This is a genomic window from Pseudomonas sp. Irchel 3A18, from assembly GCF_900187465.1.
GTDB lineage: Bacteria > Pseudomonadota > Gammaproteobacteria > Pseudomonadales > Pseudomonadaceae > Aquipseudomonas > Aquipseudomonas cichorii.
Genome location: NZ_FYDI01000005.1, coordinates 291347 through 304611, shown reverse-complemented (window position 1 = coordinate 304611; position 13265 = coordinate 291347). Strand labels below are relative to the sequence as shown.

At 56.9% G+C, this 13265-nt stretch carries 11 protein-coding genes and 1 tRNA gene; 7 read left to right on the top strand and 5 right to left on the bottom strand.

Features of this window, described 5'->3' with window-relative positions; genetic code table 11:
* The first annotated feature begins 10 nt into the window (after positions 1 to 10).
* The 4 genes from CKW23_RS12260 (at position 11) to CKW23_RS12245 (ending at position 3993) form a co-directional block, all read left to right on the top strand.
* Positions 11 to 1939, top strand: coding sequence for a phytase (locus CKW23_RS12260; RefSeq protein WP_095067642.1), 1929 nt, complete (start codon positions 11 to 13; stop codon positions 1937 to 1939).
* Between the two features lie 86 nt (positions 1940 to 2025).
* Positions 2026 to 2736 (top strand): protein TolQ, encoded by a 711-nt coding sequence (gene tolQ, locus CKW23_RS12255; RefSeq protein WP_025259715.1) that lies wholly within the window; start codon positions 2026 to 2028, stop codon positions 2734 to 2736.
* A 10-nt stretch (positions 2737 to 2746) separates the two neighbouring features.
* On the top strand, positions 2747 to 3193 hold the full coding sequence (gene tolR, locus CKW23_RS12250) for a protein TolR (RefSeq protein WP_025259716.1): 447 nt from the start codon (positions 2747 to 2749) through the stop codon (positions 3191 to 3193).
* Positions 3190 to 3993: an energy transducer TonB gene (locus CKW23_RS12245; RefSeq protein ID WP_095067641.1), complete on the top strand. Its 804-nt coding sequence runs from the start codon at positions 3190 to 3192 to the stop codon at positions 3991 to 3993. The genes tolR and CKW23_RS12245 overlap by 4 nt, the downstream gene beginning before the upstream one ends.
* Before the next feature lie 20 nt (positions 3994 to 4013).
* Here CKW23_RS12245 and CKW23_RS12240 read toward each other — a convergent pair whose 3' ends face one another.
* The 3 genes from CKW23_RS12240 to CKW23_RS12230 all read right to left on the bottom strand — a co-directional run bounded on the left by CKW23_RS12240 (position 4014) and on the right by CKW23_RS12230 (position 7424).
* A complete protein-coding gene (locus tag CKW23_RS12240; RefSeq protein WP_236249375.1) occupies positions 4014 to 5051 on the bottom strand; it encodes a FecR family protein in 1038 nt (345 codons plus the stop codon).
* A gap of 76 nt (positions 5052 to 5127) precedes the next feature.
* The gene (locus CKW23_RS12235) at positions 5128 to 5607 is read right to left on the bottom strand and encodes a sigma-70 family RNA polymerase sigma factor (RefSeq protein WP_177434636.1); all 480 of its coding nucleotides are present in this window, start codon (positions 5605 to 5607) and stop codon (positions 5128 to 5130) included.
* A 191-nt stretch (positions 5608 to 5798) separates the two neighbouring features.
* On the bottom strand, positions 5799 to 7424 hold the full coding sequence (locus tag CKW23_RS12230) for an NADP-dependent glyceraldehyde-3-phosphate dehydrogenase (RefSeq protein WP_095067639.1): 1626 nt from the start codon (positions 7422 to 7424) through the stop codon (positions 5799 to 5801).
* A 159-nt stretch (positions 7425 to 7583) separates the two neighbouring features.
* Here CKW23_RS12230 and CKW23_RS12225 point away from each other — a divergent pair.
* A tRNA-Asn gene (locus CKW23_RS12225) sits at positions 7584 to 7659 on the top strand.
* 582 nt (positions 7660 to 8241) lie between these two features.
* A complete protein-coding gene (locus CKW23_RS12220) occupies positions 8242 to 9543 on the top strand; it encodes an Nramp family divalent metal transporter (protein ID WP_025259721.1) in 1302 nt (433 codons plus the stop codon).
* A 137-nt stretch (positions 9544 to 9680) separates the two neighbouring features.
* Here the strand turns inward: CKW23_RS12220 and CKW23_RS12215 are convergent, their stop codons facing one another.
* Positions 9681 to 11303, bottom strand: coding sequence for a methyl-accepting chemotaxis protein (locus CKW23_RS12215; protein ID WP_025259722.1), 1623 nt, complete (start codon positions 11301 to 11303; stop codon positions 9681 to 9683).
* Between the two features lie 704 nt (positions 11304 to 12007).
* On the opposite strand from CKW23_RS12215, the gene CKW23_RS12210 reads away from it, so the two are divergent.
* Positions 12008 to 12250, top strand: a complete 243-nt coding sequence (locus CKW23_RS12210; protein ID WP_025259723.1) for a hypothetical protein — start codon at positions 12008 to 12010, stop codon at positions 12248 to 12250.
* A gap of 79 nt (positions 12251 to 12329) precedes the next feature.
* Here the strand turns inward: CKW23_RS12210 and CKW23_RS12205 are convergent, their stop codons facing one another.
* Complete coding sequence (locus CKW23_RS12205) at positions 12330 to 13202, bottom strand: LysR substrate-binding domain-containing protein (protein WP_025259724.1); 873 nt, start codon at positions 13200 to 13202, stop codon at positions 12330 to 12332.
* Positions 13203 to 13265 lie beyond the last annotated feature (63 nt).

Below are 13265 nucleotides of genomic sequence, written 5' to 3'. Positions count from 1 at the left end.
TCAAGTGTTCATGAAGATTTCGTTGCCACGTAAAGCGGGTTGCCTGTCGCTGTTGATCGGCCTGATGGCCGGGGCCGTACAGGCCGCGCCCACTCCCGAGATGAGCCTTGGGCGCTGGGCCGAAAGCGAGCCGTTCAAGGCCCAGTCCGTGGGTTTTCTGCCTGGCAGTGACGGGGCGAAACGCCTGGCCGCCAGTGTCAAATCCGGCCTGTTGCTGCTCGATGACAAAGGGCGCCAACTGGCCCGGCTGCCGGGTTCCTATCAGGCGCTGGATAGTCGCCAGAGCGGTGAAACGGTATGGGTTGCGACACTGGACAATCTGCGTCAGCAACCGATGCTGAGCCACATCGATCCGGCAAAGAACCAATGGTCAAAGCCTGTTTACCTGCCAGCACGGGATTACTCGGTCACCGGCCTGTGCCTGTATCGCGATGAGGCCAGCAACCTGTTCCTGTTTCTGGTCGGCGACGAGGGCAAGGGTGAGCAATGGCTGGTCGGCAGCGGGGAGCATCTCAGCGAACAGCCGCGCCTGGTGCGCAACCTGCCGCTGCCGCCCAATGCGGAGTTCTGTCAGGTTGACGACGCGGCACATCGCTTGTTCGTCAATGAGGAGAACATCGGGTGGTGGGCTTACCCGGCGCATCCCGAAGCGGATGTAGCCCGAACCCCCGTTGCCTTGCGTGAGCCGTTTGGTGCAATCAGGCAGGCGGCGGGTGCCATGGCGGTCGTCCCCGGTGGTTTGCTGGCGCTCGATCCCAAGGGCAAGGCTTTGCATCTCTATCAACAGCAAAGCGACAGCGAGAGTTGGTCATCGGTGGCCGAACTGTCGTTGATGAACCTGAAAAAACCTGAAGGCCTGTCGATTCATGAAGGCTCGAGTGGCCTGCAATTGCTGCTCAACGATAACGACGGTGACCGCCTGTTTGAGGGAGAACTGAGCTGGAAGCCGAAACTGGTCGCTCTGGCTGCGCCGCTGCCCGGCGTGGCGGCTGTCGCTCAGAGTCAGCCGGTAGCACGCCAGGGCGATGCTGCGGACGATCCCGCGATCTGGATTCATCCGAAAAATCCGGCCCAAAGTCGCGTGCTGGGCACCAACAAGAAGCAGGGGCTGCTGGTTTATGACCTGAAGGGCAAGCAGCTTCAGGAACTGGCCGTCGGACGTCTGAACAACGTCGATGTACGGCCCGGCTTCATGCTGGGCAAGCAGAAGGTCGATCTGGCGGTGGCCAGCAATCGTGATCGCAACAGCCTGAGCCTGTTCAGCATCGACCGTAACAGTGGCGCGCTTCGCGAGGCGGGCGAAATCCCCACGTCGCTGGCGCAGATCTACGGCATCTGCCTGTTCCAGCCTGCCAGTGGCGAGCTCTATGCCTTTGCCAACGGCAAGGATGGCAGCTTCCTCCAATACCGGATCAGCGCGCCTGACGGCAAGGCCAGGGGAGAACTGGTGCGTAGCTTCAAGGTGGACAGCCAGCCGGAAGGCTGCGTGGCCGACGATCAGCGCCAGCGGCTGTTTCTTGGCGAGGAGGACGTGGGTGTCTGGGCGGTGGATGCCCGTGCCGATCAGCCCGCAACACTGTCCAGCGTGATCAAAGTCGGCGATGTGGTGCATGCCGATGTCGAGGGGCTGGCGCTGTATCAGAGCGAGCAGCATGACTATCTGGTGATCTCCAGCCAGGGCAATGACAGCTATGTGGTGGTGGATGCCGAACCGCCTTATGCGCTGCGCGGCGCATTTCGTGTGGGCCTCAATGCCCGGCTCGGGATCGATGGGACTTCTGAAACCGATGGCCTGGAAGTGACCTCGGCCAACCTCGGCGGCCCATGGAGCAAAGGCATGCTGGTGGTGCAGGACGGCCGCAAGCGCATGCCCGAACAGGCGCAGAACTTCAAATTCATCCCTTGGGCCGACGTGGTTAAAACCCTGGCTTTGCCGTAAGTCGTTTGTCATCAAGCGGTGATAAACAATCGATTCATACAGGCACTGACCTTGACCGGAAGGTGCCATACATCAGGAACTCAACGATGCACGCCACGCTAGAACACATGACCCTCTGGGGGCTGATCAGCAATGCCAGCGTACTGGTCCAGGCTGTGATGCTGACCTTGTTGATGGCTTCGCTGACCAGTTGGTATCTGATCATTCAACGCAGCCTTGCCTTGCGTCACGACGAACATTCCATGGACGCTTTCCAGCAGCGCTTTCGTCGCGAACCGGAACTGTCGCCGCTGTACGGCGAGGCCACTGAAGCCCGTGATCGAGCCAACGGCATCCAGCAGATTTTCCAGGCAGGTTATGCCGAGTATCAGCAGCTCAGGCATCGTCCTGATATTGAGCCCGATGCCGTGTTGTCCGGCGTCGAGCGCTCGCTTCAGGTGGCGATCAGCGAGCAGGAACTGCAACTGGAAAAGGGGCTGCAGTTTCTTGCCACGGTGGGTTCGGTCAGCCCGTATATCGGCCTGTTCGGTACGGTCTGGGGCATCATGAATGCTTTTATTGGCCTGTCTCAGGTGCAGCAAGCCACGCTGTCCACGGTCGCGCCCGGTATTGCCGAAGCCTTGATTGCGACCGCCATCGGCCTGTTCGCCGCCATTCCTGCCGTGATTGCCTACAACCGCTTTGCCGCACGCGGCCAGACCCTTGCGGCTCGCTACTACAGCTTCGGCAACGAATTGCAGGTGCGTCTGAACCGGACCCTGCAAGGCCTGACTCGCAACATGGCCGCTGCGGCCTGAGGGACTTTCCATGCTGGTCAAACCTCAACGCAAACATGGTCCGAAAGCCGAAATGAACGTCGTGCCCTATATCGACGTCATGCTGGTGCTGCTGGTGATTTTCATGGTGACCGCGCCGATGCTGACCCAGGGCGTGAAGATCGAACTGCCGAAAGTTGCCAGTGAGGCGCTGCTCACCGACACCAAGCAGCGCATCGTGACCTTGTCGGTCAAGGCTGAAGGCGGTTACTACTGGAACCTCGGGGAAAACGTCGACACCCATTCGCAGACCGATACCGCTGCCAGTCTGGAAGACATGCAAGACCGCATTGCCCGACTGGTGGCCGAACGTGCAGATACCCAGGTGTTCATCCGCGCAGATGACAAGGCCGATTACGGGCGGGTGGTTGCCGCCATGGCCGCTTTGCAGCACAGCGGCGTGACTCATCTGGGACTGGTGACCGAGGCCCCGCAATGACCACCATGACACTGGAACTCGAGTCTCGTGGCTCCAGGGCCATGGACTGGAGAAAGCTATGCCAGAACGGACTGGCGGCCGCCATTGCTTTTGGCCTGCATGGCGCGGTACTGGGCGCATTGCTGTTCGGCTGGAGCCTTCAGGAAAAACCAGCCGAACCCGTCAGAACGATGGCTACTCAGCTGTTCATCCTGCCACCCGAACCGGCACCTGCACCTGCACCTGCGATGATTGCGCCTGCGCCCGTCATTGAGCCTGTGGTCGAGCCAGCGCCTGTCGTCGCCAAACCCATCGAGGCGCCCAGGCCACAGGTCGATACTCAACGCCAGGCCCGCCAGCTCGAGCAGGCCGCACTGGCGCGCAAGCGCGTCGAAGAGCAAAAGCGCGAGCAGCGGCAACACGCTCAGGAAGTCGAGCAGCAGCGTGTGGCGCAGCAGCAGGCCGAGCACCAACGCCAGGCCGAGCAGGCCAGGCAAACCGCCGAACGTGCCCGTCAGGTCCAACAACAAACGGCGGCTGCCGCCGACAGCAGCCAATACCAACCTCTGAGCAAGGAAGCTCCCGACTATCCCCAGCGTGCACTGGACAAAGGTATCGAAGGCGACTGCACCGTCATCTACGACGTTTCACCTCAGGGGCGCGTGGTCAATCCACAGGTCCAGGGCACCTGTCATCCACTGTTTATCAGGCCATCAATGACTGCGGCTGAAACCTTCCGGTATCAGCCGCGAATTGTGGAGGGAAGGGCGGTGACTGTTTCGGGGGTGAAGAACACGTTTCATTACCGGATCAGTCAGTAAAGCGGTGTTCCGTTTCAAGCCTACCGCGTAATCACCAGCACCCAAGGCCCCCAGCCTTCGACCTTCGCCCCATGGGGTTGCGCCATTGCGCGCAATGCGGCTTCGGGGTTGCTGGTGTCATAAACGCCGGTAATACGTTTATCGGCCAGTTGCAGGTCTTTGATCCAGAGGGTTCCGGGCAGGTAGCGGCGCAGTTCGTCCACCACGTCGGCCATGCGGGCGTTGTCTGCGATGAGCTGGCCGTTGCGCCAGGTGGCGATGCGGTTGGCAGGCAGGGTTATCAGTTTGATCTGGCCGTTGCTGCGGTTGAAGTCCAGTTGCTGACCTGCGGTCAGGCCTGGATTGAGGATCCGGTTCGAGCCATGTTCGGTGACTTTTACCGATCCGTGCTGCACGCCCACTTCGATGTTCTTCTTTTCCAGGTCGACATTGAAGGCTGTACCGGTCACGGTCACATCAAGGTCTTGTGCGCGTACATTGAAGGGCTTGCTGCGATCAGGCTTGACCTCGAAAAAGGCTTGTCCGCACAGCAGGCGAATATCGCGGCGGGTGGCCGTGAACTCAAAGGCAATGGCGCTGTTGCTGTCGAGCACGGCACGGCTGCCATCCGGGAGCTGGATTTCGCGGCGTTCGCTGGCGGTCTGGAAGTCCGCCTGCAAGGCTGTGTTTAAACTGGGAGCCACGGCAGCCACCAGGCAGGCGGCCAGAGCCCCGCCAACAGCCCAGCTCAAGGTACGTCGGCGTCTTGGGCGGGCGGCGAGATGAGCTTGTGGTGCAGGAGCTGTCGCTACAGGTGGAACCGGAGGCCATTTATGGGCTGTTGCCGGAGCAAGCTGGCCGGTCAGGCCCCAGACGCGCTCGGCCTTTAGCAAGGCTTCGGCATTTTCCGGTGCGGCCTGTAGCCAGTCCTGAAGTTCAGTCTGCAAGCCGGCATCGTCGGGCGCCTCTCGGACACGCATCAGCCAATCCAGGGCAATATCCAGACGAGCTTGGCGAGGTTCGGCTTGCGGCATGTCCGGCAAGACTCCAGCGGTAGAAAAGGCGTGGGAGGGTCGCACACTATGGCTCCCTTCTGCAAAAGACGTTTGGCCCGCATTTTTTTTCAGATTTTCCTGAAAATTCTTTGAATGGGGCTCAGCCATTGCCTCGCTCCAGCCAGGCTGCGCAATGGCTCAAGGCATCATGTACCAGTTGATGCGTCAGCCCGACCGAGATCCCCAGCGCTGTTGCGATCTGTTGCAGGGTGTAGCCGCCGAGGCGATGCATCTCGAAAGCCATGCGGGTTCGTTCCGGCAATTGCGCCAGCGCATCTGAGACTTGTTGCAGTGCGTCATGGCTGACCGCTTCCTGTTCGGGAGAGGCGGTAGTGGCCGGCAGTTCCGCCAGCAGGGTGTCGCCGTCGGGCTGGCGCTTTTCGGTGGCGATGCTGCGCGTCAGATCCAGAGCCAGATTGCGTACGATGCGGTACAGATAGCCGACCGGGTGGTCGATGGCGGTGTCCTGATTGGGCCGGCCATTGAAACGCAGCCACGCCTCCTGAACCACATCTTCGGCGCGAGCACGGCAACCTACGATGGGCGCGGCATAGTCCACCAGGGCTGAGCGATGCGCCATATAGAGGTCAAGTTTGCTGGCGGACGAATCCACTGGGGTTGGTGCTCATATCCCGTGGGAAGGTGCGACATGTCCTACCCGGAAGCGAGCATGCTACCTGTTTTCGATAATCATTATCAAATGCGATTTATGTCTTTCTGCCACTTATTGTCAAGGGCGCAGCCTTGTTGCTGCGCCCCTGATTCCGGACTTCAGAAGATATAGTCGGTGGTCAGGAAGCTGGATTCCCGGTTACGGATGATGTCGCTGATCAGCGTCTTGTTGCTGTCCTGGAATTTGGTCGCTACCAGCGTACGGATCGAGAACACGCGCAAGGCGTCGTGAACCGAGAGCGTACCTTCGGCGGAATTCTTGCGGCCATTGAACGGGTACTGATCCGGGCCACGCTGGCATTGGGCGTTGATATTGATCCGGCCCACCTGGTTGGCGAAGGCATCCACCAGTCTCCCGACCTGAGTCGAATCATTGCCGAAGATGCTCAGTTGCTGGCCGAAATCGGAATCGAGCACGTAGTCGATCACGGTTTGCAAGTCCTTATAGATGACCACCGGCACGACCGGCCCGAACTGTTCTTCGTGGTAGACGCGCATGTCCGGTGTCACGGGGTACAACAGGGCTGGGTAGAAGAAGGTTTCGCTGACTTCTGCGCCGCCTTCATTGATAACACGGGCACCCTTGGCAGTCGCGTCGGCGACCAGACCTTGCAAGTAGTCAGTCTTGCCTGGCTCCGGCAGTGGCGTAAGGGACACGCCAGGCTCCCAAGGCATACCGGGCTTCAACTGTGCCAGCTTCTGCTGGAATTTCTCCAGAAAACCCTCCACCACATCTTCATGGACGAAGAGGATTTTCAGGGCTGTGCAACGTTGGCCATTGAAAGACAGCGAACCGGTCACCGCTTCGTTGACGGCGTTATCCAGATCCACATCGGGCAGCACGATGCCGGGATTTTTCGCATCCAGCCCCAGTGCGGCACGAAGGCGGTGAGGGCGGGGATGCAGTTTTTTCAGGTCGCTGGCAGCCTTGTTGGTGCCGATAAAGGCAAAGATGTCGATCTTGCCGGTGGCCATCAAGGCACTGACTGTTTCCCTGCCGCGCCCGTAGATCACATTGATGACCCCGGCCGGAAAGCTGTCCCGGAAGGCTTCAAGCAGCGGACGAATCAGCAGCACGCCGAACTTGGCGGGCTTGAAGACCACGGTATTGCCCATGATCAGGGCCGGAATGAGGGTGGTGAAGGTTTCGTTGAGCGGGTAGTTGTAAGGCCCCATGCACAGCGCCACGCCAAGCGGTACACGACGGATCTGGCCAAGGGTGTCCTGTTCCAGCTCGAAGCGGCTGGAGCGGCGGTCCAGTTCTTTCAGGGCATTGATGGTGTCGACAATGTAATCGCAGGTACGGTCGAACTCTTTTTCCGAATCCTTGAGGTTCTTGCCGATCTCCCACATCAGCAGGTTGACCACGGCCTGGCGTTGTTCACGCATGCGTTTGAGGAATGACTCGACATGCTGAATGCGCTCCACCACACGCATCGTCGGCCAGCGACCCTGACCACGGTCATAAGCCTGGACAGCAGCATCGAGTGCCGTCATGGCCGTTTCTGCATCCAGCAAAGGCGTACTGCCCAGAATCACCGACTCAAGCCCCGTTTCACTTCTCAGACAAACCGGACTGCGCACTGGGGCCAGTGGCCCTTGCCATGATTGCAGGACGCCATTGACCAGATATTCCCGTTGCTCGATTGCCGGGCCTGTACGGTACTGTTCCGGGATGTCGTCAGCGGTAGGGAACAGCGTTTCAAGACGGTTGGCCTGGGTCATCTCGTTCTCCTTTCTGTGATAAGCGTGCGGGGCAAGCGAACACACTACGCCACAGCAAACCCGCGACGAAACCCTGCGCCTGCAAATGACTGTTTATGCTCAATATTTTTTCAAGGGGATGCTTGACTTACCTATTTTAATCAGTAAGATAGCCCTCATTCCGCGATAGCTCAGTTGGTAGAGCAAGTGACTGTTAATCACTGGGTCCCTGGTTCGAGTCCAGGTCGTGGAGCCAGAATTTCAGGATGTAAATCAAGGTCTTGCGTCGTTTCTGCTGAAAGCGCATACCAATGACGGCTGATACGTCATTGGGCTTTCAGAAGTGAAAACGTCCAAGACCTTGTTTTTTTACATCCGGAAACAAAGTCGCACTCCCTATTTTGACGATCCGGCGCCGTCTCTAATCAATCGATTTAGAGGCTTGCATCATGAGAATCGTATCCATCTTCAGGTGCTTTACGCTATCGGCCCCCCTCGCAAAGGCAAGTCCTGCAGGGGATTGGCGTTTGCTTTCTGATTCGCTTTTCAGCCATCGCTTCAAATGATGCTTCGGCCTTTTCTGTATTTTTTGGGGTGTGGTCACCGTTCCGGCCGAGGATCCCCCAGTTGCGTGTTGTTGCAGCTCTTCCGGTAATGCATGCACACGGCCCGCATGGTTTCACGTGCCATAAGCACTGAGAAACCTTCATCAACTCTAACTGACACCCTGGGGCTGAAATATCTAAAAACACATTTTCTTGAGAAGTGTTGTACGACGTCTAATAAGTTGTGTTCGACTGCTGTCGATCCAACAAAAACAATAATGGAGACATCCTCTATGGCAAGCATTCCTTCCGTCGAAGGTCAGGCATCCGGGCGCGCGCAAAATCGTTTTACACGAATGCTGAAACTACTGGGCCCCGGCATCATTGCCGTACTGTCCTGGCTAGGTGCAGGTGACCTGATTACGTCGTCTGTCGCAGGAGCGAATTACGGTTACGCGATGATGTGGGTGTTGGCGGTTTCTCTGCTGCTCAGATATCTGATCGTAAACATCATTGCTCGCTTCCAGTTGTGCAACAACCAAGGCATGACAATCCTTCAGGGCTATGCGCAACTGAATCCCTTTTTTGCCTGGTTCATGCTTGTTTATGCCTTGCTGATGGGGCATTTGATGAATGCCTACATGATCAAAGGGGCAGGTGAGTCGCTGGCGATGCTGTTCAAGATCGACCACCCATTGCTCTGTTCGGTTGCGGTGGTGCTGGCTGTCTGGATGCTGGTCGGTCGTAACATCTATTCAATGATCGAAGGCGTGATGAAGCTGTTGCTGGCGGTCATGACCCTGGCCTTTATCGCCCTGGCTGTCATGTCCGGCCCGGATGTTGTGGGTATCGTCAAAGGCACCATCGGTTTCAGTATCCCGCCGGATGAAGGTGTGCATGGTGCGCTGTTGGTTGCGGTGTCGGTGATCGGCGCGGTTGCAGGTTCCATTGCAAACTTCGTGCATCCCTATGTCATGCGCCAGAAGGGCTGGGTAGGGCCGCAGCACAAGCGTGTTCAACGTAACGATTTATTGTTTGCCGTGTGCGTCGGGATCGTCATTAACCTGGCCATCTGGATTGTCGGAGCGGAAATTCTGCGACCAAACGGTATCGAGGTGAAGACTCTGGGGGACTTGGGCAAGGCGCTGGAAATGTTCTTTGGCCCCGCTGGTTGGTATGTGTTCTTTATCGGCGTATTCGCGACCCTGTTCGCCAGTATTTCAGGAAAAACCACTGCATTCCCGATGTTGATTACCGATGCGCTCCAGCATGTTCTTCCTGCACGTCGCGAGAAGTACGGTAAAGAGTTTCACCATGACCCCATGCACAAGTGGTTCATGCTGTTCATTCTGGTGACGCCATTGATCTGGTCGCTGCCAGGCATGCCGGATTTCGTGACCTTGACCATCGGGGTCAGTGCGCTGAATATCATTGGTTTGCCGGTCATTTCGCTGGGCCTGCTGATCATGTCCAACCAGAAGTCGCTGCTGGATAAGAAATATCGCAATAACCTGTTTGAAAATATCGCATTGCTCTTCGCAACATGCCTGGCGCTCTGGGTCGCTTTCCAGTTGGGTGTCGATCTGTTTGCCTGATACCGAGTTGCCGAGGAGGCTGATTGCCTCTTCGGTTCTCGGCTTCTCGTTCTTGGAGTTTCGTCAGGGGCTGAGCTTGCAATGTGCGGATACTGGCCCAGGCTTCTGACTGGTGCAGAAGCCTGGGTCTTCAGGGCTCAGACCTGAAACTTGGCCACTTCCCGTTGCAGGCCCGTCGCGAGGTTGTCCAGGTTGCTGCTGGTCTTGAGCAGTTCCTGAATCGATTGGTTGTTCTGTTCGGCCATTTGCGCCGAGCGTTCTACGCTTCGGGCCACGTCCTGGCTGGCGGCAGTCTGTTCGCGAAGGGCGAAGGAAATCTGATCGACTACATGCAGTACTTTGCTGGAGCTGTCGCGGATTTCGATGATGGCCTGGCCGGCAGTTCCGGCCATGGTCACGCCCTGGTTCACTTCCTCTACGCCATTGCGCATGGTTTCTACCGTTTCGCGAACCCCAGCCTGAATCTTCTCGATCATGCCTGCGATTTCCTTGGTCGACTTGCCGGTGTTCTGTGCCAGCAGGCGCACCTCATCGGCAACCACTGCGAAACCGCGACCTTGTTCTCCGGCACGGGCTGCTTCGATGGCGGCATTGAGTGCCAGGAGGTTGGTCTGGTCTGCGATGCCTTGAATCACGCCGATAATCGACGAAATGTGTTCCGAATGCTGACCAAGATCGGCGACCTGGGCAGATGAATGCTGTACCGTCTTGGCTATGCCGCTCATGCTGGAAAGCGTGTTTTCGATGACGTGTGCACCTTCCCTGGATTGCTGTCCCGAATGGCTGGCGATCTGGTGGGCTTCATCGGCGTTTTCGGAAACATGATGGATGCTTACGGTCAGCTCTTCGATGGTGGCGGCCATCATCGAGGCTGATGTCGATTGTTCCTGAATGGCTCCGGACAATTGTGTGGAGGCACCTGAAATCTGTTGCACGGCAACGACCAGTTGATTCGCCGCCTGGTTTATCTGCTGGATCGTTTCGCGCAAGCGATTCTGCATGCGATCGAAGGCTTTCGGCAGTTCGTCATGACTGCTGGTGTCGATGGCTGTATCCAGTTTGCCATTGGCAATTGCGGTGGCAGCATCGATGGCCATTTGCAGGCGCGCCGTGGTGCTGCGCCCTAGGGTGGCAGCCAGAAAAAGAGAGAGTGCGACGGCGGCAAGGCCTCCCCAGATCAGGATCATGAGGGCAAGCTCCTTCGAGCTCTTCATGTGCTGGCTTCTTTTTTCCAGCAGTTGGTTCTCTGCTCCTTTGATCTCGGCCAGGGTGGCGCGCATGCTGTCCATCTTGGCTTTGTCGGCACCTGACGTAATGCGCTTGTCCAGTTCATCGTCGGGCATGTCGCGTGCTGTCAGGTCCTTGCGCAGCGCAATGATTGGATTGATATCTTCGTTTATCCAGCGTTTTTGGGTTTCCTCCAGCAGGGCGAGGCGCCGTTGCTGATCCGGATTGTCAGCTGTCAGCTGTTTGAGTGACTGAAGCTTTTCAGAGAAGCTTTTTTCTCCCACGATCAACGGTTCCAGAAACGAATCCTTTGAAGAGATGACGAAGCCTCGCATGCCGGTTTCGATGTTGACCAGTTGTTCAAGGGCCAGTTGCGTATCGCTGAGGACCTGATAGGTGTGAATATTGCTGTTCGTGGCATCCTGGACTTGCTCAAAACCCCGATAGGCACCCACCACCAATATGGAAATAATGACGCTGACAGTAGCGAAACTTAAGTAAAGTTTCTGAGAAATGCTGAGTTTTTTAAACATGGGCTACTCCTGAGTTAGCCATTGTTGGTGGGGGTGCTTGGTTTTTTCATTAATTTGATGGTGGGGGGGCGGGCAACGACTTATTATCGTCTGTCTGGCTGTTAACTTTAGAGCAGGAATGGAGGGATTTTGTATTGTCCCAGGAGTTGGGGGCATAAGGATTAAAACAAGAATTTTAGTTTTTATTCAATAAGTCATTGATTTATGGTGGTTGTGGAGTGGGTGTCGCTTGCTGAAGAGAAAGTTTGCGGCATTCATTTGGCTTGATATCAGGGCATGGTCTTTTTAATTTTCCTTCAATTAGATCGAGCAATACCTTGTCGACTTGCTCGTACTTCCTTGTCTCGTGCACTAACCGGTTTCTCCGTAAGTTATATATGCTCGGTTCTGGTGCGCCAACTTAGTTGTCAGTTATCGGCTGTCTGCGGTGCTGAAGATGGGTTGGCTTGAGTGGTAGCTGGTTTGATGATTTTTTCCGGTCAGGATTTTGTGCTGTTTTTATGTTTTTATGTTTTTATGTTTTTATTTTTGTCAAGTAAAATATTATTCATGTGTCTCTGTATATAAATATTCATGATTCCGAGGATACATTCTCCCACGGCAGCCAGCTCTGCCAGCAAGAAAACAAAAAGCCTTACTCGCATCAACTCAATATCAAGCTATCGAGAGGAAGCATCATGAATCGAGTAACAGGTAAGTCCGTATTGAAAAAGCTCATGGTCACTACCGCAGCCGTGATCGGTTTGCAAGGAATGGCGTTTGCTGCTGTCAGTCAGCAACCTGTTTCTGTCCAGGAAGGTAAATATGCCCAGGTCCAGGCTCGGGATGCGGCCAAGGCCGGAGTCAGGAGCTCCACGGCGATGCCGCTGCAGGTCGCCAGTCGCCTGAGCAGCAGTGGTTTGCGCATCAACAAGGCGTGCGATGATACCGGGCTGCCTTGCCGCTGAAATGTCGTAATGGAAGCTGCAGTCGCGCGCTGAATGTGTGCGGCTGCAGCAAGATCTGTCATTTGCGTGATGGTCTGCGTCACGTGCCTTGCACCCGTCCCTCAACCAGCTCAATCAACAACCTCACCGGCTCGCTCAAGCTCTCTCTGGTCCGATGCACCAACCCCACATCGCGATGAAACGTATGCGCGCCTAAATCCAGCGCCCGCACTTCGGCAGGCCATTGCCTGTGATCGGCTGTTTGCGGAACCAGTGCCACGCCTAGGCCATTGGCGACCAGTTTGATGATGGCTTCCAGTTCGTCCAGCTCGCAGGCTTCGCGCAGGGTGAAGTGCATCTGGCGCAGGAAGCGGTCGACCTGTCGGCCGCCGAACGAGGTGCGGTCGTAGCGGATCAGGGGCTGGGTGGACAGCAGTTCGGCCCAGTCATCGCCGGGTAGGTGGCTCGGGGCGATCAGGCGATAGGGTTCGCTGGCCAGGGCGGTCCAGCGCAGGTCGCTTTGCAGTGCGAACGGTGGACGGATGATGGCGGTCATGTCGATCTCGCCAGCATCCACCAGGTTAAGCAGTTGCATGGAGACGCCGGGTATCACGCGGGTGCGGCACTGTGGCCATTGGCGGTGAAAGGCTGCCAGTGCGTCGGGGAGCAGTGAGCGCTGGACCGAGGCAATTGCGCCGATGTTGACCAGTACGCTCTCGGGTTGTCCGCTGGCTGTCGAGCCAAGGTTGTTGTAGAGGCGGATCAGTTCCTGGGCTTGCAGGAGGGTCTGATGTCCCATTCGATTGAGCTGTGCCGAGCGGCCCTTGCGGTCGAATAGCTGATAGCCAAGTTCGGTTTCGAGACGTTGCATCTGTGCGCTGACGGCGGCCTGAGTCAGGCCTATGCGGTTTCCGGCGGCGGCGAAGGTGCCTTCCTGTGCGACTGCGACAAGGGTCTTCAGCTCACGAATCATTGATAAATCTCTTTTGTATATCTGAGAAATATATATTGATTTTATTGTTGGGTCGCTACTTCT

Excerpts from the sequence above, each read along its gene's own strand:
- CKW23_RS12260 (WP_095067642.1), top strand. The coding sequence starts at position 11 with ATGAAGATTTCGTTGCCACGTAAAGCGGGTTGCCTGTCGCTGTTGATC.
- tolQ (WP_025259715.1), top strand. The coding sequence starts at position 2,026 with ATGCACGCCACGCTAGAACACATGACCCTCTGGGGGCTGATCAGCAAT.
- tolR (WP_025259716.1), top strand. The coding sequence starts at position 2,747 with ATGCTGGTCAAACCTCAACGCAAACATGGTCCGAAAGCCGAAATGAAC.
- CKW23_RS12245 (WP_095067641.1), top strand. The coding sequence starts at position 3,190 with ATGACCACCATGACACTGGAACTCGAGTCTCGTGGCTCCAGGGCCATG.
- CKW23_RS12235 (WP_177434636.1), bottom strand. The coding sequence starts at position 5,607 with ATGGCGCATCGCTCAGCCCTGGTGGACTATGCCGCGCCCATCGTAGGT.
- CKW23_RS12230 (WP_095067639.1), bottom strand. The coding sequence starts at position 7,424 with ATGACCCAGGCCAACCGTCTTGAAACGCTGTTCCCTACCGCTGACGAC.
- CKW23_RS12220 (WP_025259721.1), top strand. The coding sequence starts at position 8,242 with ATGGCAAGCATTCCTTCCGTCGAAGGTCAGGCATCCGGGCGCGCGCAA.
- CKW23_RS12215 (WP_025259722.1), bottom strand. The coding sequence starts at position 11,303 with ATGTTTAAAAAACTCAGCATTTCTCAGAAACTTTACTTAAGTTTCGCT.
- CKW23_RS12205 (WP_025259724.1), bottom strand. The coding sequence starts at position 13,202 with ATGATTCGTGAGCTGAAGACCCTTGTCGCAGTCGCACAGGAAGGCACC.